This is a genomic window from Gemmiger formicilis, assembly GCF_900167555.1.
Lineage (GTDB): Bacteria > Bacillota > Clostridia > Oscillospirales > Ruminococcaceae > Gemmiger > Gemmiger formicilis.
On sequence record NZ_FUYF01000007.1, the window covers coordinates 16,454 to 37,401 of the forward strand.

Here is a 20,948-nt window from a genome sequence, read left to right on the forward strand (position 1 = left end):
AAAATTATCCTTTCCATTATACATCGGAAAAAACAGCTTTTGCAATATGGCGGGCATATTTTCTTTATTAAATTTGCAAAAAGTGGGTTTTACTTTGGATTCTTCAGCGAGCGTCCGTGTACTTCAGGATCTCGCCGATCAGCACCTTCATGTCCAGCGGCTTGCCCACGTGGCTGTTCATGCCCGCGTCCAGGCAGGCCTTCACGTCGTCGGCAAAGACATTGGCCGTCATGGCGATGATGGGTGTGCCCTCGCCGGGCCCCTTGCCCTCAAATGCCCGGATGCACCGGGTAGCCTCCAGTCCGTTCATCTCGGGCATCATGACGTCCATCAGAATCACGTCATAGGTGCGCGGCGCTGCGTTCTGGATGGCCTCCAGCGCCAGTCTGCCGTTCTCAACGGCGGTGATTTTGGCCCCCTGCTCCTCCAGCAGGGTCGTGGCGATCTCGCTGTTCAGCTCGTTATCCTCGGCCAGCAGCAGGTGCAGCCCTGCCAGCGGCAGCACCGTTTCCGCTGCCGCTGGGGCAGGCGCGGCAGTCTCTGCCCCCGCGGCGGAGGCATCGCCCCAACTGCTGCCGGACGCGGCTGCCGATGCGGCATGCCGCACGACCACGGACGGCTCGGCCTTGGGCGGTGTGCCCAAGGGCAGCGACAGCCGCACAATGAAGGTCGAACCCTTGCCGGGCTCACTCTCGACATCGAGCGAGCCGTGCATCTGGTCAACGAGCTTCTTTGTGATGGCCATGCCCAGACCCGTGCCCTTGTAGTGGGTGCGGCTCGAGCGCTGCTCCTGCGTGAACGGCTCAAAAATATGCTGCAGGAATTCCTCGCTCATACCGATGCCGTTGTCCTTGATCTCCATCCGCAGGTGGACAAGACCTTCTTCAAACAGCGTTTCCTTGGCGCGGAAGTTGATCTCGCCGCCGTCGGGCGTGTACTTGACGGCGTTGGAAAGAATGTTGATAAGCACCTGCCGGATATGCAGCTCACTGCCGATCAGGTACGGGTGCCAGAACGGGCCGATCTGCTTTGTGAAGGTCATGTGCCGGTCCACGATCTGGCCCTCCACGATGGAGCAGCAGGAATCCAGCAGCGCCCGCAGATCAAACGACGTGTCCAGCATCTGCATATTGCCGGATTCGATTTTGGTCATGTCCAGCACGTCGTTGATGAGGGAGAGCAGGTGGGACGCCGCACCGCGCATCTTGGTCATGCAGTCCCGCACGCGGGCCTTGTTGTCAAAGTTGTCCTCGGCAATGTCCAGCATACCCATAATGCCGTTGATGGGCGTGCGGATGTCGTGGGACATGTTGGACAGGAACTCCGTCTTGGCGACGCTGGCCTCCTCGGCCTTGCGCAGGGCTTTTTCGGTCTCGGCGCGGAACCGTTGGGCGCGGATGACCAGAGCGATGCAGACCGCGGTAACCAGAACGCACAGGCAGGTCAGCACGATAATGGCCGGATACTGATAGGCCAGCCGCGTCAGAGAGAACGGCTGCTGCCCCAGGTTGACGTAGGTGTTGGTGATGGTGCTGATCTCGGCGCGGGTCAGGCTGTCGATGCTCTTGTTCAGCACAGTGCGCAGCAGCACATCGTAGTCCTGCCGGACGCCGATGCAGAAATTGCGCTGCTCGCCGCTCAGCATCGAGCGCAGCTCGTTGCGCGTGTCGTCAAAGACCGTGCGCTCGGCCTGGTAGGTGTAGGTATAGTAGGCATCGACGGTCCCGGCGTGCACGGCAGCCAGGCAGTCATCAAAGGAATCCAGGTATTCTATATGAGCCGTGTCGCTCAGGCCGGGCATTTCCAGCGCGGAGGGGGAAAAATCGTATGCGACAGCGACATTGTTCAGCCCGCCGTTATGGCGGCGCAGCAGCACCCAGGAAAACTCCGCCGACAGATAGCTGTCGGTCAGCTTGTAGCCGTAGTTCTCCGCCTGGGACATGTCGTCGGTCAGGTCAATGACAAAATCCGCCTGCCCGTCCGCCAGCATGGCCTTGTACTCGCTGCGGTCCGCGGGCTTCAGGAATTTGTAGCGCAGCCGCGCCCGGCCTGCTGCCTTTTGGAAAATATCCACCATGATGCCGGTGGGCATGCCGTCCGGCGTCATGTAGGAGTAAGGGTAGCGGTCCGGGTTGACAAGCACCGTGAACACCGTGTCTGCATCGTTGCAGGCGATGACATAGTTTTCCTCGGCGTCGGTCAGGTAAATTTTGCTGCTGGTATGGCTGCCGGTGTAGTATTTGTTGAACAGGGTCGTGCGCCAGCTGGGGTCGTTGCGGTTGATTTTGCTGATGGCATCGTTGACCAGCTGCTGGGTGACGGTGTCATCCTTGCGCATGGCTATGTAAATGCTTTGCTCGTCGAAGGTGTCAATGATCCATTCGTTCTTCGTCTCGCGCAGCCGGTTGGAGGCTGCGGCGGTGATCTCCCCGTTGCGCAATGCACTGGACAGCTCCTCGTCGGTGTCATAGTACACCGGAGTGTAGCGGAAACCGTGCTCCTCGGCGTAGGCTCGAAAGCTCTCATTGCGGCCATTGCCGCTGCGGCTCATGCCGACAGTTATGCCGTCGAAGGTGTCGTAGTCGCCGGCCACAATGCTGCGGTTGCCGGCTTTGACGGTCAGCATCGTCGCCACCGTGCCGATGGGCTCGGCGGAAAAGGCAAACTGCTCGTCGCGCTCCGCAGTCCTTCGCAGCACCGGGATCAGGTCGATCTGCCCGGCAGCCAGCTGCTGCATGGCCTGCTGGGTGTTGCCGTCCAGGCAGGAGTATGCAAAGGTTACGTTCTCATGCTGGGCAATGTCCTGCAGCAGCTCATAGGCGTAGCCGCTGCGGCTGCCGTCTGCAGCGGTGGCCATGTAGCCGGTGTAGGGGTAGAAGCCGACGCGCAGGGTGCGCAAGGTGGCCCGGCCATCGTCCGCGGCGTGCACGGGCATGGCAAAGCCAAGCAGAACGCTGACAGCCAGGCTGAACAACAGCAGCATGGCTGCCCCGCGTCTGCTTGCGCCGGGATTCTCCTTCTTATTCATCGAAAACAGCTCCGGTCTTTTTAGCGCGGCAGCCGGGCAGGGATGCAGGGCCCGCGGCGCCGCACGTATATTTTGCAGGCATGGCCCGGGCAGCTTCGGTGTCGTCCGCCGCGGGCATCATCTCGGATGTTTTTACAGCTCCCGGATCGCGGCCAGCACTTCCTCATGCGCGGCCACCACCGGCGGCCAGAGGCTGGCATCCTCCAGCGGCTTCGGGCCGCGGACTGCGTCGCAGAGCGTGGCGGCGGTCTTATACAGGCGGTCCATGCCAAGGTTCTGGGCCACGCCCTTCAGCGTGTGGCTGGCGCGGAAGGCCAGCTCCCAGTCCTGGGCGGCCAGCGCGTCCTTCAGCTGGTTGAAGCTGGGGTCGCCGGGGTATTTCAGCACAAACTTTTTGATGAGTGCCTCGCTGGGCAGTCGGCTGATGGTTGCCTTGTAATCGCCGCCGATGCGGTCATAAAATTCCTGCAATGTCATAGGGGACCTTCTTCTTTCTTACAATTTATCGGATTCCTGATTTGGCTTTGGTTTTTCTGCTTCTTCTGCGGAAAATGCTGCGGTGATACATTTGTTCCGGCACTCCTTGGCCTGATACAGCAGCTTGTCCGCCTGACGGATGCCGGGGTCAAGGGTGCAGGCACCGTACACACCGCCGATGCTGACCGTCAGATGCAGGTCGGGGTATTCGATCATGTGCAGCGCCTGTACCGTCGCGCGGATCTGCTCAAGCCGCTTTATAAAGATATGCTCCGGGATATGCGGGAAAATCAGCAAAAACTCGTCGCCGCCGTACCGCACCAGTGCATCGTTGCGGCTGCGCACGCAGGCCGTTACCGCACTCACCAGAATGCGCAGCGCGTCGTCGCCGGCATGATGGCCGTAGACGTCGTTGATCTGCTTGAACTGGTCAAGGTCCAGCATGGCTATGGCATCCACTTCCATGAGCTTCCGCAGCTGCTTCTCAAAGAAGCGGCGGTTATAGGCGTTGGTCAGGACATCATGGTAGAGGTCATGATGGTAGTCAAAAAACTGCTCTGCAGGGTCGGCCTGCCCGGCAGCGCCGATATACGTGGGTACGCTGTCATCGCTCCACAGGGAGCACAGGCGCACGTGATGCCAGCGAAGCTCGCCGTCAACGGGCAGCAGCATCGAAAGCTCAGTGTAAGGGTGTTCCGGGCTGGTGGCGCGCAGCGCCTTCTGGATGCGCGCAATATCCGCAGGGGCAAACCCGGTTTCCTCGACTTCATCGGGCAGGTGCAGATCCTTGGGCACGCCCATGTGCTCCGCCGCCCACGCCGAGAAGGAAAGATGACCGGTGGCACTGTCATAGTCAAACTGTATGCAGCGGACGCTCTGGTTAAAGAACCGACCCTTCTGCTGCATGCGGGACAGCGACTGCACTATATGATTCTGCCCGGGCAGTGCGCTCTCCCGCAGGAGGGCATCGGAAATATGCTGTGCATCTGCCAGGCGGTGCAGCTGGTTGCCGGTGTCCGAAGCAATGCTCAGCTCGGCATGCAGCTGCGCGCCGCACTCGGTCAGGCATTCCAGCAGCAGCGGGTTGAACTGCCCGCACTCCCCGTTCAGGATCATCTTCACCGCGGTGTCGTGGTCGAACGCTTTTTTGTAGCAGCGCTCGCTTGTCAATGCGTCGTATACATCGGCCAAAGACACGACCTGCGCGGCGATGGGGATCTGCTCACCTTTAAGCCCGTCCGGGTAGCCGCGCCCGTCCCAGCGCTCATGATGCCAGCGGCATATAGCGTAGGCCGTCTTGACAAGGTCGGACTCCTGCTGGAACGGCAGCTTTTCCAGAATCTCCGAACCAATTGTGGTGTGGGTTTTCATGACCTCGAATTCTTCCTTCGTCAGCCTGCCGGGCTTGTTCAGGATGGATTCGGGAATGTTGATCTTGCCGATGTCATGCAGCGCCGAAGCGGTGCTGATGAGCGAAATATCCGCGGCGGTCAGGTGGTATTTGTCGGTTTTCTGCACAAGCGTGTGCAGCAGAATATCGGTGGCTGTCTGGATATGCAGCACGTGCATACCGCTCTCCCCGTTGCGGAACTCCACAATATGGCTCAGTATGTTGATCATCGTGGAGTTGCTTTTCTCTTTTTCATAGACCTGCTCGGCCACAAGGCGGACCAGCCGCTTCTGTTTGGCGTAAAGCATCAGGGTATTGATGACGCGGCGGCGCACGACGGCCATGTCAAACGGGCGGCTGATATAGTCGGTAGCGCCCAGATCATAGGCACGCTCGACGTAGCTGGACGCATTCTCCGCCGAAATCATGATGACGGGGACCTCGTCGATCCAGTGGTATTTGTTCATCATGGCCAGCACTTCAAAGCCGTCCATCTCGGGCATCATAATATCGAGCAAAAGCAGGTCGATGTCCGTCGCGGACTGCAAAATGGCCACAGCCTGTCTGCCGTTTTCCGCCTCCAGAATCTCATAACCGTCACCCAGCATCTCCGTCAGGATGGCGCGGTTCATCGCGGAGTCGTCCGCAATCAGGATTTTCTCTTTATCACTCATGACTTCACCTATAATTACAAGCGGAGCAAACGCGCGGTAAAAATGTACATTCTCCAATGCTTTATCATTATAGTATAATAGGAACCGCAAAAGCAACCAATTTGTGCAAAACAATCGAAAAATATTCCAAAAGCGCAAAAAAGATGAAAAAATGTGCCAAAAAGAAAAAGCCTCCCCCGCGATGCAGCGATAGCGGGTGGTTTGTAGGGAGCGGTCTTGACCGCTCCGTGCCCGCCGGTGGCACCGGAAAACACCCCGGGGAGAGGTAAATCGCTCCCCCGCGTAGAACGTAGGGGCCGGGCATGCCCGGCCCGCAGCCTTGCGGCAGGCACACCGTTCAAGGGCAGCCGAGCAAGGCCGCGGGCCGCGACATAAAAAGGCGGGTGCTCCACCTGCGTGAAGCATCCGCCTGACCCAAAAATTATTTTCTCTTTCTCTTGGCAGCCACGGCCCCAACCATGCTCACCGCTGCGGCGACCAGCGCGGGGTAGAGCACCAGACAAAACGCCTGATACCACGTCGGCACAAAATACTGCCATACGGCGGGCAGGGTGTCGGCGGCGTTCAGCGTGATGTCGCTCATTGTCAGCGTCACGGCCTTGTTTTCCTCGGGGCTGCAGGGGTCCAGCCGCAGCGCGGCCAGACTCGTGCGCGGCAGCGTGTAGACGTACTGCCCGCTTCCCAGACTCTGCGGGAACACCCGGCGGTCCGCGGAGTAATCCTCGCCGACCTTTGTCGTGTAGTACAGGCACATTTCACGCGCCTCACCGTCAAATTCGACGGTGTAAGAAATCGTGCGCACCACGCGGCTGCCCACGTCCTCCAAAATCATCTGCGGGTCGCCGTCCTGTGTCGTCAGCGTGCCGTCCGCGCCCTGCACAAGGCCCACCAGCTGCCAGTCGGTCACGGCCATCGTCTCCTCGGCCAGACGGCCCTGTGCCCGGGCGGCGGCGTCACTGCCAAAGTGCACCGCGCCCAGCACCAGCCAGACGGCCAGCGCCAGCAGATACGCCGTCAGCGGCAGCGCGCCGCGGCGGGAGAACCAGTTTTTCAAAGCCTTCACTGCGCGCTCACCTCCATCGGCATCGGGGCAAAGCCCGCATCGGTCACGCGGTAGAGCAGCGTCTCGCCGCTCTGCGCCGCCGCCAGCTTGTCGGTAAACAAATCGGCGTAGCTCTGCACAAAAATATCGTCCAGCGTCTGGATGTACAGCACCGTGCAGCCGTTGCCGCGCACGATGTCGTCCAACTCCTGCGCCGTAAAGGCGTGGTAGTAGGTGTTTTTCACACCCTCGGCGGGCTGCAGCTCCGGCAGACCCAGCTCACCGCCGCCGCCGATCATCTTCGTCTCGCCGGTGTCGGGGTCCGTGGTCACCGTGCCGGAATAGTCCACCAGAATCGGGTAGAAGTCAAACACGGCGCTGAACCAGCCCTCGCCGTTGTCGCCCTGCCCGACGTAGAACACGCGGTCATCGGGGGCGAGGTAGCTGCACACCAGCTCGGCCTCGGCGCGCTCGGCGCGGCGGTCCGTGAACTCGCTGTCCGCAAAGCCCAGCACGCTCAGCTGCGGCAGAATCAGCTGGCCCTGGCGGAACAGCATCCCGCAGGCCAGCACCAGCACAAACAGCTCAAACGCAAGGCGCGGCTGGCGGCGGGTCGCAGCAAAAACCGCTGTCGGCCCGTCGGCCTCACACTTGACCGTGATCTGCGGCAGCAGCGCTACCGACAGACACCCCAGCGCCAGAATGAACCAGCCGATGTAGTAGCTGTAAATGTAGCGGTTATAGTCAACCAGCTGTTCAGCTTGGAACGGCACAAAGATAAAGCCGTAGCTCAGCGCCAGCATGAGGTTGTAGCCCAAAAAGCAGACGCCGGACAGCGCACCGATGACCGCGATGCGTGCCTTGAGCCGCCGCGACGCCGCAGCCAGGATCGCCACGGCAAACACGATGGCAATCAGCGCGACCACATTGCGGCCCTGCCCGATCATGCTCAGCTTGCCGTCACTCGTCCAGAACTGGTGGCCCATGTCGGCCATCGCAGTGCGGAACTGTGCCTCACGCTCGGCGTAAAAGCCCTCCACCGGCTGCCCCAGCAGAATTTTAATGCCGTTGACCACGACGGCGGACAGCGGGGCGCTCGTCTCGCCGACGCCGGAATCACTGGCGCTGCGGCTGACGAGCCAGCCGACATAGCGCACATTCCACAGATAGTAAATTGCCATCGGCGCGGCAAAGCAGGCAAGGCTGAACCCGGTGCGGGGGAGCAGACCGGCCTTGAAATCGCCGTCGTCGGCAAACAGCCACTCGTCCACAGCCACCAGCCCCGCCGCCACAAGCGCCAATACAAACGTATTGGCCTTGATGTTGGCAGACAGCGCCAGAATCGGCAGCACGGCCCACTTGGGGGCTGAATTTTGGCGCAGCGCCAGCCACGCGGCCACCGCGCCGCCGAACACAAGCCCCGCAGGCACGTCGCCGTAGCTGGTCATGTAGGTGGTCGTCAGGTAGATCGTGTGGTTGTAGTTCGTGAAGAAGAAGGGCACGCACCACAGCACGGCGGCCATCGGCACGGCCACGCGCCATTTTTCCCGCGGGACAGCCCCCACAACGGCGGCAAACACGGAAAAATACAAAATGTCATAACCGACGTAAATTTTCCAATCTGCATAATCGCCGAAAAACTGGAAGAAATACGCCAGCAGCGGCAGGCCGGGGTTCTGGGTCGCGGCCCAGGGCGTGCCCAGCTCGGCGGTGGCGTACAGGCTGTCGTTGACCTTCGTGATCTTGACCGCCGTTGCCCACAGGCTCAGCTCGTCAAAGTCCGTCGCCATAGGCTGCCGCACAAAAAAGTAGACCGTGAACGCCAGCGCCATGCCCCAGAAAAGCACGCTGCCCGGGGTGAAAAGGCGCTGCGCCGCGCCGGTGCTGCCCCTGCAGGACGCCGCGACCCAGACGCCGCCCGCCAGACAGAGAAGATACAGCAGCCACGCGGCGGGGTAGAGAACGCCCGCCATTGCGGCCAGTGTCAGCACCGCGACGATGGCGGACAATGCCGTCAGTGGTGCGACGGATGCCGGGATGCGGCATTTCAGCGTCAGCACCGCGCAGCCGCAGAACAGCGCCGCCATCGCCGCCAGTACGCAGAGTAGTTCCATAGGATCAGCTCCTTTACGGGAAAATAGTAGGGGAGGGATTCATCCCTCCCGTGAAGTTTTCCATTGCCGCACACGGGCACGGAGCGGTCAAGACCGCTCCCTACAGGGCACCCGTAAACGTTAGTTCGTAGGGAGGGGTCTTGACCCCTCCGGGGAGGTCTCCGCCAGCGCACACACCCCGGGAGGGATAAATCCCTCCCCTACGGTTCCTTCTTTATAAAGAAGGAACAAACCGCGCTCGCCATCGCTGCCGCCACGGCCGGCACAAACGCCAGCACCAGCCACCAGCCTGCCGTCGGGACAAAGCGGGTGTACCATGGGCGCGGGGGATTCAGCTCAATGCCGGTAAACAGCGTCGGTACGCCGCCCACGCTGTCGGGGTCGATGCGCAGCCCCGTGACCCACTGCCCGCCCAAATCAAACGTGTACACGCCGGGGGCCGTGACTTTGGCGTAGACCTTCTGCGCCTCGGTGTAGTCGGTCTGGCCGGGCTTTACATAGTACAGCGCCACGCCGCCCGGGGGCAGCCGATGCACCGCGTCCAGCACGACGGTCTCGATATACCCCTGGCCCTGCCAGTAAATATGCGGGTCGCTGTCGGTGGAAAGATACCACGCGGGGTCATCGTCCGGCGGCGTCCACCATTCGTTGGATGAATAGGGCGCAAAGCTCTCGGTCACCAGCTCGGCGGCGTCCACGTGCGTCTGGGGCATTTTGCCCTGCAGCTTGTAGTTCAGCATGACGCCGCAGCCGACGAGACACCGCACCACCCAGAGCACCGCCGCCAGCAGATACGCCAGCAAAAGCAGCTGCCGCGCCTTCAAAAGCGGTTTACGCATTTACTCCACCCCGCTTTCTGCCACAGCTGCCAGCGTGAACGGCACTGCCGCGTCCGCGCCCTCAAAATAATAGAGCGTTGCGGGCATGTCGTTGGTCAGCCCGCCCTCAAACAGGGGGCTGAATTCCCGCTGCAGATAGTCGTCCGCGCGGTCGATCAGGATATAATCGCAGTCCTTCTCGGCCATGTAGGCGACCAGCGTGTCCGGCACGCAGACGGCCTTGTAGTCGTAGAGCGTCCAGTTTTCGCTCTCGACCAGATTCATAAAATCGCTGTCCCAGCGGTCCTGCGTCTCGCCCAGACGGCCATAGAAGCCGCCAAAGCCGTTCACGACCTGTGCGGTCAGCTCGTACCGATAATAATACCATCGCGTGGCGTCGTCGCCCTGGCTGATGACCAGCACGCGGTCCGGCCAGCCCAGCACGGTGTTCATCGTGTCGGCGCGGTTCTGCACGTCGGCGCGCAGCGTGTACAGGCTGTCGGCACCGGACCAGAAGCCCGCCGCGGGCACACCGCGCCAGCAGAATACGGCAAAAATCACCGCCGCCGCGCCGCCCGTCGCCAGCTGCGCCAGCCGCTCCCGCGCGCCGCGCGCCAGCAGGCAGAGCATCGCCAGCATCCACGCCTGATAGTAGGGGGCCAGATAGCGGTCATAGTCCTTGAGCGCCAGTCCCTCCAGGTCGGAGAAGTTGTAGTTGTACAGAATCAGATGGAACAGATACAGCGCCGCAAAGCAGAACGCAAACCCCAGATGCGCGGCCAGCACGCGGCGGCGCGGTGCGCCCTTGTCGGCGGCCAGCCATGCCGCGGCGGCGACCATCGTAATGGCAGCCACAGCCATGATGCCGCCGCCCAAAAGGCAGATGCGCCGCATAAAGAACGCGCTGCCCATGGCGGCCATGATCTGCGCGAACTTTTCGGTGCGGCCCATGCCCAGCAGCTGCTTTACGCCGCCGACCAATACCGCGCCGTAGCTCAGGCCCTCACTGCCGACGCTCGCGGCGGTGTCCGCCGTGGGGGTGACAGCCGCCGTGTAGCGGCCCCAGCTTGAAAACGCCGCCAGCACGATAACAGCCAGTGCGCCCGCCCGGAGCAGAGCCTTGGGGAACGCCTTTCTGCAGGGCTCGTCCGCGGCCAGCCACAGATCCAGCCCAATCAGGAATGCCGCGATCAGCCCGTAGGCAAAGCAGATGTCCTTGGTCAGCGTCAGCACGGCCAGCGGCAGCGCAACAAGCCAGTAGGCAATTTTGCGGCGTCCCACCGCGAAATACAGGCAGAGCGTGCCGCCGAACAGCATCGCCAGCGGCAGGTCGGCCATGGCGTTGACGTACTGCGCTGCGTAGCTGCCCGTGGGCGTGGCCGAGAAGAAAAACGGCAGCAGGAACCCCGCCGCAAACACGAGCACGCCGCCCGCCCAGCGCTCCCGCGGCAGGGCGGACGCAGCGGCCAGACAGGCCAGCGCCAGCGTGTCAATGGCGGCCAGACAGGCCCACTCGGCCCAAGGGCCGAAGGGTTGGAACAAAAATGTGATCAGACTCGTTGCCGGGTAGGTGAAGGACGCCTTCAGGTTGACCGGGTCGGCCACATAGAATGCGCCGCGCTCCACGACCATCTTGGGGGCCAGGCCCCACGCCGTGAACTCATCCCACTGGGTAAACATCGGCTGCTGTACACAGAACAGCAGCCAGATAAACGCAGCACCGCCTAAAAACAGCGTGAAACCGGGGGCGGAGGCCGCTCTTTTCCAGGCAGCGGCCACCCCGGCGGGACGGTATTGCACAAGCCCGACGACCCACACGGCGGCCAGCGCCAGCAGTACAGCCACAGCGCCAACGCGCAGGAAACCCGCGACCCCGCAGAGATACAGCACGACCACCGCGCCGCTCAATACCGGCAGCGGCAGCAAGGCGGGGGAGAGGGTAAACCGCTCCGCCAGAATCGCACAAGCGCCGGACAGCAAAAGCAAAAGCGCAAGGGCGTAGAGTAGATGCAGCATGAAGGGGCCTCCTTTCTTCAAATAATAAATAAAAAATAATAAATAATAAAGAAGGTGGAGTTTGCGCCTTTGGGGCGCAAACAAAAACGTAGGGGCGCATTCTATATGCGCCCGCAAAGCCTGCGCCGCCGTATACATCCCGGGCGGATATGGAATCCGCCCCTACGGCTGTTTTAAGCGGAGCGCCAGCGACGCGATCCACCGCATTTATTATTTCTTATTTATTATTTTTTATTTGCAAATCGTCACTTATAAATCGTATACACCGGTCCCACAAAGTAATGCTGGAACAAAAGCACGGCCCCGGCAAACGCATACCAGCCGCACAGCGTTACCGCCAGCGCCTCGCCCTTGGCCGCGGTCAGCCGCGGGGCCAGCACCCGCCGCAGCACAGCCGCCGCGGCCAGCACCAGCAGCAGCCAGACCGGCAGGAAATACCGCGTCTGCAAGCCAACGATGCGCACCATGCCCACCGGCGTGTAGGTGATGTACATGGCGGTCATCGCGCCCACGGCGTAGACCAGGCCGAACACGCCCAACCAGCCCATGCGGCGTCGGCCCAGCGTGTCGGTCTGCGCGGTGCAGAGCATCGCCGCCGCCAGCAGCACCGGCGGTGCGGTGATGCTGATAAACGCGATCGGCATATCCTTCCAGCCGAACAGCCCCAGTTGGCCGAGGAACCCGTCGTTCTCATACAGTGTGCCCAGCAAAACCGCGATGTAACGCAGCGGATTTTTCAAAACAAACAGCAGCTGCGCACCGCCGTTCACGGTGGTGCCGCCCTGGCGGGCAATCGCGCCGTAGTTGTGGCGCAAAAGCGTGCCGTACTGCTCCACACCGAGGGTCAGCGCCAGTGCGCCCGCAGCGGTCAGTACGGCGTACACGGCGCGGCTGAAACGCACCTTCCACTCGGATTTCCGTAAAATCAGCGGCAGCACGACCCACAGCAGATTGATATACGGCTTGGTGCCGTTGGCAAACACGCAGGCCAGCGTATAAAAAAGCGCCGTCTTATCGTTCCATTCGTCCCGCGTCAGCAGGGCCAGCATGAGGTAATAGCAGCCCAAAAGCGTCGTGTCGTAGCTCAGCGACGCACCCATGTAGAGCGACATCGGCATAAGCATAATGCACAAAAACGCAGGTCTGCATTTGTGCGCACTGCGCAGCGCTGCATAGCACAGCGCCGTGTAGGCCAGCAGGTTCACGAGCCGCCCGCCGTACAGGCAGCCCAGTGCGCCAAGCCCAAACAGCCGCGCCAGTGCCATGCCCAGCGCACCGGGCAAAAACGGCAAAATCAGAAAGCTGACCGGCTCGGTCACGTGCTGCGGCACAGAGTCCCTATAAAAATAGGTAAGATACTGTTCAAAACTGTCCCGGATGCTCTCCACCCGGCCATCCTTGCCGTACTGCTTCAGCGCGTACCCGGCGGAGTTGAACGGCTGTTCGGCGTGGGTGTCGGGGTCGGTGCCCAGCCCTGCCGAGGTGTGCGCGTTGACCCACGCGCCGGGGAACGCCGCAACAAGCTCGTCCACGTCCTCGGGGTAGCCGCGCTGGGCATCAAAATCGAACCGGCCCATGGATATAGCGTAGGTGCGAAGATAATGGTCGGTCTCGTCGGGGGTCTGCATCGGCGGGTTGGCAAAGGCGAACAGCACGCCGCACAGCAGAATGCACGCCGCGCCCTTTTTGGCAAAGTCCCTGACCCGCCGCAGCGCCAGCGCCGCCGCACCGGCCAGCACGGCCAGCCCCACGCAAAGGCCGGTCACGCCCGCCGCAGATACGCCGCGGGCGTCCAGCCCGTAGAACACACGCCAGTAGTAGCTGACGACAACGCCCAGCGAGGCGCAGACCGCCAACACGAAAGCCCACCGGGCGGCGGGCTGCTGCACGGTGGGTAGGGACAACTTCTTTTTGGAAACGTTTGACATAAAATCAGATTCCTGTAGGGGCGAGGCATGCCTCGCCCGGCTGTTCGCCGCGCCGCAAGGTATCCGGCTTGGCAAGGTCGGGGGCCGGGCGTACCCGGCCCCTACAGTGCATGAAAAATCTGCGATGTTACAGAATATACTGCCCGACCTTGTACTGATCCAGGTTGCCGCGCAGGAACTCGATGGTCGCAGCCAGGCCCTGCTCAAAGGTGTACTGGGGCGCCCAGCCGGTCAGCTCACGCAGCTTGGTGGAATCGCCCAGCAGGCGGTTGACCTCGCTCTTTTCGGGGCGCAGACGCTCGGCCTCGCAGACGATCTTGGCGTTCGGGTTGATCTGGGCGATCAGCTCGTTGGCCAGATCACCGATGGAGTGCTCAACGCCCGTCGCAATGTTCAGCTCCTGGCCAATCGCGGCGTCGCAGTCGGCAATCGTCATAAAGCCGTTGGCCGTGTCCTTGACATAGTTGAAGTCGCGGGTCGGGGTCAGGCTGCCGAGCTTGATCTCGGTCTGACCGGCCAGCAGCTGGGTGATGATGGTCGGGATAATGGCGCGTCCGCTCTGGCGCGGGCCGTAGGTGTTGAACGGGCGCACGATGGTGACGGGCAGGTCAAAGCTGCGGTAGAAGCTCTCGGCCAGGCGGTCCGCGCCGATTTTGGTGGCGGAGTAGGGGCTCTGGCCCTGGAACGGGTGCTTCTCGTCGATGGGCACGTACTGCGCCGTGCCGTAGACCTCGCTGGTGGAGGTGACGAGCACGCGCTGGGTGTCCAGCTCACGCGCGGCGTTCAGCACGTTCAGCGTGCCCTTGATGTTGGTGTCCACGTAGCTGTCCGGGCTGTGGTAGGAGAAGGGGATCGCGATGAGCGCGGCCAGATGGAACACGCGCTCCTGCCCACGCATGGCGGTGCGCACGCCGTTGGGGTCGCGCACGTCGCCCATGAAGATGTCGATTTCGCTGCGGATCTCCGGCGGCAGGGTGTCGATCCAGCCCAGCGAGCCAAAGGAATTGTACAGACAGAACGCGCGGACCTTTTCGCCGCGCTTGACGAGTTCTTCGGTCAGGTGGCTGCCAATAAAGCCGTCTGCGCCGGTGACCATAACGGTGTGTGCCATTGCTTGCTCCTTTTTAAAAAGGGGACAATGCCCCATATTTCAACTTTATTACAAAATAGTATAACCGATTTCGGGGAAGATTTCAACTGTAAGTTATGAATAGTGAATGGGCGGCTGCGGGGAAAGCCCCTCAGGCCTCGCAGGCTCGGCCAGCTCCCCGCACAGCGGGGCGCCTTTTCTCGCGGGCTTCGCCCGCGCAAAAAGCCTCCCCTCTCAGGGGAGGTGGCCGAGCGTCAGCGATGGCCGGAAGGGCTCTGGCTGTGCCTGTTGCAGCACATCCTTCAAATTTGCGGCAAAAAATCCCTATTTTCCTATTGACATACGGTTAATTCCGTGTTATCATACAGGCAACCTACAAATCACATAGGTTTATTACAAAAAAGCAAGGAGGTGCAAAGTATATGGCTCACGTTTTCGGTGATCTGCTGCGTCAGAATTTCCGCTGTGGCCGAATGCCTAACTCCCGGGCAAATGCAGTCCGGGCGCGGGGCAATGCTTTGCACTGCCTGTAAAACCAGCGCCGCACTGCATATTCTGCCCGGGAGTTGTACCAAAACGACCCCCGGCTTTTCTTTTACAAAAAAACAGAAATGAGGATTTTATCATGAGCGAGCGTAAACTGCATTTTGAGACCCTTCAGCTGCACGTCGGCCAGGAGCAGGCCGATCCCGTCACCGATTCCCGTGCGGTGCCCATCTACCAGACCACTTCCTATGTGTTCCCCAATTCCCAGAATGCCGCTGACCGCTTTGCCCTGAGGGCCGAGGGCAACATCTACGGCCGCCTGACCAACTCCACCGAGGATGTTTTTGAAAAGCGCATCGCGGCTCTGGAGGGCGGCGTTGCCGCGCTGGCCGTTGCCTCCGGCGCCGCTGCCATCGACTACACCCTTCAGGCACTGGCCCAGAACGGCGGGCACATTGTGGCGCAAAAAACCATCTACGGCGGCACCTCCAACCTGCTGGCCCACACGCTGCCCGCGTTCGGTGTGCAGACGACTTTTGTCAACGCCCATGACCTGGCCGAGGTCGAGGCTGCCATTCAGGACAACACCCGCGCTGTCTACATTGAAACGCTTGGCAACCCCAACGCCGACATCCCCGACATTGACGCCATTGCCGCTATCGCCCACAAGCACAGCATTCCGCTTGTCATCGACAACACCTTCGGCACGCCCTACCTGATCCGCCCGATCGAGCATGGTGCCGACATCGTTGTCCATTCTGCCACCAAGTTCATCGGCGGCCACGGCACCTCTCTGGGCGGCATCATCGTTGACTCCGGCAAGTTCGACTGGAAGGCCAGCGGCAAATTCCCCGCCTTCTCGGAGCCGAACCCCAGTTACCACGGCGTCTGCTTTGCCGAGGCTGCCGGCCCTGCCGCCTTTGTGACCTATGTGCGCGCCGTGATCCTGCGCGATCTGGGCGGCTGCATCAGCCCGTTCAACGCATGGGTGCTGCTGCAGGGTACCGAGACGCTCTCCCTGCGTCTGGACCGCCACAATGAAAACACCAAAAAGGTCGTCGAGTTCCTGACCCACCACCCCAAGGTGGAGAAGGTCAACCACCCCAGCCTGCCCGATCACCCCGACCACGCCCTGTATGAGAAGTACTTCCCCAACGGCGGCGCATCGATCTTCACCTTCAACATTAAGGGCGGCCAGAAGGAGGCCTTCGAGTTCATCGATCATCTGCAGATCTTCTCTCTGCTGGCCAATGTCGCCGATGTCAAGAGCCTTGTAATCCACCCGGCCACCACGACCCACGGCCAACTCTCCGATGCGGAGCTTGCCGATGTAGGCATCGGCCGCAACACGATCCGCCTGTCCATCGGCACCGAGCACGTCGACGACATCATCGCCGATCTCGATCAGGCGCTGAACGCAGTCGAGTAATTTGTAAAGACTTTTAGAGGAAACAGGGATTATATAGAACACCGCCGCCCGTGGGTTGCAAGCCCCATGGGCGGCGGGTTTTGTTTGCAATTTTTACGGAAGTGTTGTATGCTTTGTAGGGGCCGGGCATGCCCGGCCCGCGGGCTTGCGGTCAGTACCCGCTGCCGGGAAAACTGTAGGGCGGCATGCCCTCATGCCGCCGCCAACCACGCCATGTGACCCGTTTACGGTACGGCCACGCGGACGCTCACGGCGGGGTGAGGGCACCCCGCCCTACGCATATGAGACAAATGGTGCGCCTGCCGTATTACTGCAGGGCCGGGCATGCCCGGCCCCTACACCGCTACAAGGAAAAATGAAAACATGAATATCATCGAAATTACAGATTTATCCGCCCCCGAGCTGGCTCCTTACACCAGGCTCACCGAGGCCCAGCTGCGCAATAAGCTGGAGCCCGAAAAGGGTATCTTCATCGCCGAAAGCCCCAAGGTCATCGGCACGGCGCTGGACGCCGGGTGCGAACCGCTCTCCTTTTTGATGGAACGCCGCCAGATCGACGGCCCCGCCGCGGGCGTGCTGGCCCGCTGCCCCGACGCCGCCGTCTACACCGCGGACCGCAGCGTGCTGCAGGCCCTGACCGGCTACGCGCTGACCCGGGGTGTGCTCTGCGCCATGCGCCGTCCGCAGCCGCGCAGCGTCGAGGCGCTGTGCAGAGACGCCCGCCGCGTCGCGGTGCTGGAGGGCATCGTGGATTCCACCAACATCGGGGCCATCTTCCGCGGGGCCGCCGCACTGGGCATGGACGCGGTGCTGCTCTCGCCGTCCTGCTGCGACCCGCTCTGCCGCCGTGCCGTCCGCGTCAGCATGGGCACGGTGTTCCAGGTGCCGTGGGCAACGCTGGGTGACAGCCCTGCCGACTGGCCCGAGGCCGGGATGGCCCATCTGCACGCGCTCGGCTTTAAAACTGCCGCCATGGCGCTGGACAGCCGCGCCGTCAGCATCGATGACCCCGCGCTGCGCGCCGAGCCGCGCCTTGCCATCGTGCTGGGCACAGAGGGCGACGGCCTGGCCCGCACCACGATTGCCCACTGTGACTACACCGTCATGATCCCCATGCAGCACGGCGTAGACTCACTGAACGTGGCCGCGGCAGGGGCCGTGGCGTTCTGGGAGCTGCGGGCAAGATAATATAGTGTGCCTTCCCCCGCGGGGGAAACCTCAACCGTCAATCTGCCACAAAAATATTACAAAACTTTTACGCCCTGCTGACCGAAACGTCGGCGGGACTTGTTGTTTTTGACGGAGCAAAATGTTACAATAATTATACAAGCACGCAAAATGCGTGCAATAACAAATGCGGAGGTTTTCTTCCATGGGCTTCCTGAAAAAATTCACCAAGCAGGAGATCAGCTGGATGATGTACGACTGGGCCAACAGCGCCCACTCGGTCATCGTCGTGACCATCCTGCCCATCTTCTTCGACACCGTTGCGGGCTACACCGCCGACAGTGTGTCCAGCATGTCCACCTGGGGCTTTGCCACCAGCCTGGCTATGGCCATCGTCGCCCTCAGCGCGCCGTTCCTGGGCGTGTTCGGCGACATCCGCGGTATGCGCAAAAAGCTGTTCACGGCATTTATGCTCATCGGTGTTGTCTCGGTAGCAGGGCTTTCACTCACGCCGTTCATGGACTTCACCGCCTCGCCGGAAGCAGCGGGCAGGGTCGCGGCGATGGTGCTGGTGCTCTACATCACAAGCACCATCGGCTTTGATGCGTCCTGCATCTACTACGACGCTTTCCTGACCGACGTCACGACGGAGGACCGCATGGACTCGGTCTCGACGCTGGGCTACGGCCTCGGCTACATCGGCGGCTCGACGATCCCCTTGCTGATCTTCCTCATCATGAACGCCGTCGGCGTGCCGATGCTGACCTGCCTCGGGTTCATCTTTGGCCTGACCGCCGTGTGGTGGCTTGTGTTCAGTGTCCCGCTGCTCAAAAACTGTGAGCAGACCTCCGGCAAGCCCTATAAGAAGGGCGATGTGGGGGCCAGCATTAAAAACGTGTTCACGACCATGAAGGAGATCGGCGCGGATAAGCCGATGCTGATCTACATTATATCGTACTTTTTCTACATCGACGGTGTGCATACCATCATCAGCATCTCTACAAGCTACGGCACCAACCTGGGGCTGGACTCCGCCGGTATGCTGCTGGCGCTGCTGCTGGTGCAGGTGCTGGGCCTGCCGTTCTGCCTGCTCTACATGAAGCTGGCCGAGAAGTTCGGCGCGCGCACGATGGTCGGCGTCGGCATCTGCGTTTACATGTTTATCTGCGTATTTGCGTTCTTTATGAACAGCCTATGGCAGTTCTGGATGCTGGCCGTGCTCTGCGCCACCAGCCAGGGCGGCATTCAGGCGCTGTCCCGCTCGATGTTCGGCAAGCTCATTCCCGACAAGGCCCGCAGCGGCGAGTTCTTCGGCTTCTTTGACATCTTCGGCAAGTTCTCGTCCATCATGGGCCCGGCGCTCGTCGGCTTTGTCAGTGCCTTTACCGCCAACAAAATGCTGGCCGACCAGGGTCTGACCGCCGCCACAGCCACCGCCGAGCAGGTCGATGCCATCAATGCCGCTGCCGGACCGTTCGGCATTTTGTCCGTCATCCTCATCATCATTGTCGGTGCCGTGCTGTACTTTGGCGTGCTGCCGAAAGTTATGACGAATGACGAGAGGAAGATCTGAACCTATAACGCAGTGGTTGCTAAATAAAAAATAATAAATAAGAAATAATAAATGTGGTGGACCGCGTCGCTGCGCGCCGCTCAAAAATATGTCCGTTTGCGTTACCGTAGGGGCGCATTCTATATGCGCCCGTCAGTCGGCAGCCGACTTGCGGGCGGATATGGAATCCGCCCCTGCGTTTTTGTTTGCGCCAAAGGCGCAAACGCAACCTTCTTTATTCTTTATTATTTTTTATTTATTATTTACACTTTGCAAAATTGACATTTCCCCCGTTACGCAGTACAATTATACCTACGCTGATACGAAAGGGGACCCTACATGCCGGAAGGCTATACCCATGTGCGCACCGCAAGAAAAGCTGCGGAAACCATCCACTACAAAATTCAGTGCCCGGCGGCGTTTGCGGCGGGTGCCAACGGCCCGGACAGCTTTTTCTGCTTTGAAATCTGGAAAAAGCGCGCCAAGCGCCGCTATGACCTGCCTGGCCTCGGCAACCGTATGCACGAGGAAAAGACCGGCGCGTTCCTGCGCAGTCTTTGCGCCAACGTCAAGACCCGCCCGCAGGTCGAGTACACGCTCGGCTTTTTGAGCCACTACGCCGCGGATACCGTTGTGCATCCGTTCATCTGTGCCATGTGCGCGCCCGGCCAGCCCTACGCGGGCAAGGGCGGGCACGGCTATCTGGAGATCGCGCTCGACTCGACGCTCCACGCCGAGGACACCGGCTCTGCGCTGGTTCCCGTTGACGATGTCAGCCCCCTGCCCACAGGGGAGGAGCTGGCCGACATCACGGCGCTGTTACACACCTGTCTGCTGGAAACCTACGGCGAGGACATCCCCGTGGAGTACCTGGCCGATGCGTTCTGGCACACCTACAGGCTGCGCGGGCTGTTCCCCAGTAAGCACGGCGTGCGGCGGGTGTTTTTCTGGCTCCTGGAGCCGCTGTTCGGCGGGCGCGGCTTCATCACGGGCCACGTCTCGCCGCGGCAGCTGAACAAGCGCCTGCCCGACGACTGGACCGACCCGTTTACCGGCGAGCATCACGACGGCGGCTTGTTTGCGCTGCTGCCAAAGGCAGTTTTTCGCAGTGAGCAGTTCATGGGGGCGGCGCTGCTGTACTGGATGAACCGGCTGCCCCCCGCAGAATTTGCCGAAAAGCTCGGCAGTATGAGCTATCTGCAGGGCATCGCCACCCCCGAGAGCGACCCTGACACAACAAATCAAACCGAAAAGGAGAACACCGTATGATTCGCATTACCATGCAGAACGGCAAGACCATCGACATTGAGCTGGACCACAGCGCAGCCCCCATCACCTGCGAGAACTTTGAGAAGCTCGTCAAGGACGGCTTTTACAACGGCCTGACCTTCCACCGCATTATTCCCGGCTTCATGATCCAGGGCGGTGACCCGCAGGGCACCGGCATGGGCGGCCCCGGCTGGCACATCAAGGGCGAGTTCCTGCAGAACGGCGTTGCCAACCCCATCAAGCACACCCGCGGTGTCATCAGCATGGCCCGCTCGATGGACCCGAACTCCGCCGGCAGCCAGTTCTTCATCATGCACCAGGATGCCCCGCATCTGGACGGCAGCTACGCCGCCTTTGGCCATGTTGTGAACGGCATTGAGGTCGTCGATGAGATCGCCAACGTTGCCACCGACTGGAACGACAAGCCCCGCACGCCGGTTGTCATGGAAAAGGTCGAGATCGTCTGAC

At 61.1% G+C, this 20,948-nt stretch carries 14 protein-coding genes; 5 read left to right on the plus strand and 9 right to left on the minus strand.

The annotated features are described in order from the left end of the window. Positions 1–103: 103 nt before the first annotated feature. The 9 genes from B5D32_RS07590 to B5D32_RS07630 all read right to left on the minus strand — a co-directional run bounded on the left by B5D32_RS07590 (position 104) and on the right by B5D32_RS07630 (position 14,598). Positions 104–3,028, minus strand: coding sequence for an ATP-binding protein (locus B5D32_RS07590; protein ID WP_078784461.1), 2,925 nt, complete (start codon positions 3,026–3,028; stop codon positions 104–106). A 132-nt stretch (positions 3,029–3,160) separates the two neighbouring features. Further along, a complete protein-coding gene (locus tag B5D32_RS07595) occupies positions 3,161–3,505 on the minus strand; it encodes an Hpt domain-containing protein (RefSeq protein ID WP_078784462.1) in 345 nt (114 codons plus the stop codon). Positions 3,506–3,523: 18 nt separating this feature from the next. Continuing rightward, on the minus strand, positions 3,524–5,569 hold the full coding sequence (locus B5D32_RS07600; RefSeq protein WP_078784463.1) for a diguanylate cyclase domain-containing protein: 2,046 nt from the start codon (positions 5,567–5,569) through the stop codon (positions 3,524–3,526). Positions 5,570–5,990: 421 nt separating this feature from the next. Continuing rightward, positions 5,991–6,632 carry a hypothetical protein gene (locus tag B5D32_RS07605; protein WP_078784464.1) on the minus strand — a complete coding sequence of 214 codons (642 nt, stop codon included), beginning with the start codon at positions 6,630–6,632 and terminating at the stop codon, positions 5,991–5,993. After that, positions 6,629–8,725, minus strand: a complete 2,097-nt coding sequence (locus tag B5D32_RS07610) for a hypothetical protein (RefSeq protein WP_078784465.1) — start codon at positions 8,723–8,725, stop codon at positions 6,629–6,631. Before B5D32_RS07610 ends, B5D32_RS07605 begins: the two co-directional genes overlap by 4 nt. Before the next feature lie 200 nt (positions 8,726–8,925). Continuing rightward, on the minus strand, positions 8,926–9,564 hold the full coding sequence (locus B5D32_RS07615) for a hypothetical protein (RefSeq protein WP_078784466.1): 639 nt from the start codon (positions 9,562–9,564) through the stop codon (positions 8,926–8,928). Then, complete coding sequence (locus B5D32_RS07620) at positions 9,565–11,559, minus strand: hypothetical protein (RefSeq protein ID WP_078784467.1); 1,995 nt, start codon at positions 11,557–11,559, stop codon at positions 9,565–9,567. It lies immediately after the preceding gene. A gap of 245 nt (positions 11,560–11,804) precedes the next feature. Next, positions 11,805–13,487 (minus strand): DUF2142 domain-containing protein, encoded by a 1,683-nt coding sequence (locus B5D32_RS07625; protein ID WP_078784468.1) that lies wholly within the window; start codon positions 13,485–13,487, stop codon positions 11,805–11,807. Positions 13,488–13,614: 127 nt separating this feature from the next. Further along, positions 13,615–14,598: an NAD-dependent 4,6-dehydratase LegB gene (locus B5D32_RS07630; protein ID WP_078784469.1), complete on the minus strand. Its 984-nt coding sequence runs from the start codon at positions 14,596–14,598 to the stop codon at positions 13,615–13,617. Positions 14,599–15,202: 604 nt separating this feature from the next. On the opposite strand from B5D32_RS07630, the gene B5D32_RS07635 reads away from it, so the two are divergent. From B5D32_RS07635 to B5D32_RS07655, 5 genes are all read left to right on the plus strand, one after another. Next, a complete protein-coding gene (locus B5D32_RS07635) occupies positions 15,203–16,492 on the plus strand; it encodes an O-acetylhomoserine aminocarboxypropyltransferase/cysteine synthase family protein (protein ID WP_078784470.1) in 1,290 nt (429 codons plus the stop codon). Positions 16,493–16,855: 363 nt separating this feature from the next. Then, a complete protein-coding gene (locus tag B5D32_RS07640; RefSeq protein ID WP_078784471.1) occupies positions 16,856–17,680 on the plus strand; it encodes a TrmH family RNA methyltransferase in 825 nt (274 codons plus the stop codon). Between the two features lie 184 nt (positions 17,681–17,864). Beyond that, entirely contained in the window at positions 17,865–19,232 is a 1,368-nt protein-coding gene (locus tag B5D32_RS07645; RefSeq protein WP_078784472.1) for an MFS transporter, read from the plus strand. 318 nt (positions 19,233–19,550) lie between these two features. Then, positions 19,551–20,480 carry a zinc dependent phospholipase C family protein gene (locus B5D32_RS07650; protein ID WP_078784473.1) on the plus strand — a complete coding sequence of 310 codons (930 nt, stop codon included), beginning with the start codon at positions 19,551–19,553 and terminating at the stop codon, positions 20,478–20,480. Continuing rightward, positions 20,477–20,947, plus strand: a complete 471-nt coding sequence (locus tag B5D32_RS07655) for a peptidylprolyl isomerase (RefSeq protein ID WP_078784474.1) — start codon at positions 20,477–20,479, stop codon at positions 20,945–20,947. Before B5D32_RS07650 ends, B5D32_RS07655 begins: the two co-directional genes overlap by 4 nt. Position 20,948: the final 1 nt, after the last annotated feature.

What these genes read in the sequence shown, in the direction of transcription:
- B5D32_RS07590 (WP_078784461.1), bottom strand. Translation starts at nt 3,028, where the DNA reads ATGAATAAGAAGGAGAATCCCGGCGCAAGCAGACGCGGGGCAGCCATG.
- B5D32_RS07595 (WP_078784462.1), bottom strand. Translation starts at nt 3,505, where the DNA reads ATGACATTGCAGGAATTTTATGACCGCATCGGCGGCGATTACAAGGCA.
- B5D32_RS07600 (WP_078784463.1), bottom strand. Translation starts at nt 5,569, where the DNA reads ATGAGTGATAAAGAGAAAATCCTGATTGCGGACGACTCCGCGATGAAC.
- B5D32_RS07610 (WP_078784465.1), bottom strand. Translation starts at nt 8,725, where the DNA reads ATGGAACTACTCTGCGTACTGGCGGCGATGGCGGCGCTGTTCTGCGGC.
- B5D32_RS07615 (WP_078784466.1), bottom strand. Translation starts at nt 9,564, where the DNA reads ATGCGTAAACCGCTTTTGAAGGCGCGGCAGCTGCTTTTGCTGGCGTAT.
- B5D32_RS07620 (WP_078784467.1), bottom strand. Translation starts at nt 11,559, where the DNA reads ATGCTGCATCTACTCTACGCCCTTGCGCTTTTGCTTTTGCTGTCCGGC.
- B5D32_RS07625 (WP_078784468.1), bottom strand. Translation starts at nt 13,487, where the DNA reads ATGTCAAACGTTTCCAAAAAGAAGTTGTCCCTACCCACCGTGCAGCAG.
- B5D32_RS07630 (WP_078784469.1), bottom strand. Translation starts at nt 14,598, where the DNA reads ATGGCACACACCGTTATGGTCACCGGCGCAGACGGCTTTATTGGCAGC.
- B5D32_RS07635 (WP_078784470.1), top strand. Translation starts at nt 15,203, where the DNA reads ATGAGCGAGCGTAAACTGCATTTTGAGACCCTTCAGCTGCACGTCGGC.
- B5D32_RS07640 (WP_078784471.1), top strand. Translation starts at nt 16,856, where the DNA reads ATGAATATCATCGAAATTACAGATTTATCCGCCCCCGAGCTGGCTCCT.
- B5D32_RS07645 (WP_078784472.1), top strand. Translation starts at nt 17,865, where the DNA reads ATGGGCTTCCTGAAAAAATTCACCAAGCAGGAGATCAGCTGGATGATG.
- B5D32_RS07650 (WP_078784473.1), top strand. Translation starts at nt 19,551, where the DNA reads ATGCCGGAAGGCTATACCCATGTGCGCACCGCAAGAAAAGCTGCGGAA.
- B5D32_RS07655 (WP_078784474.1), top strand. Translation starts at nt 20,477, where the DNA reads ATGATTCGCATTACCATGCAGAACGGCAAGACCATCGACATTGAGCTG.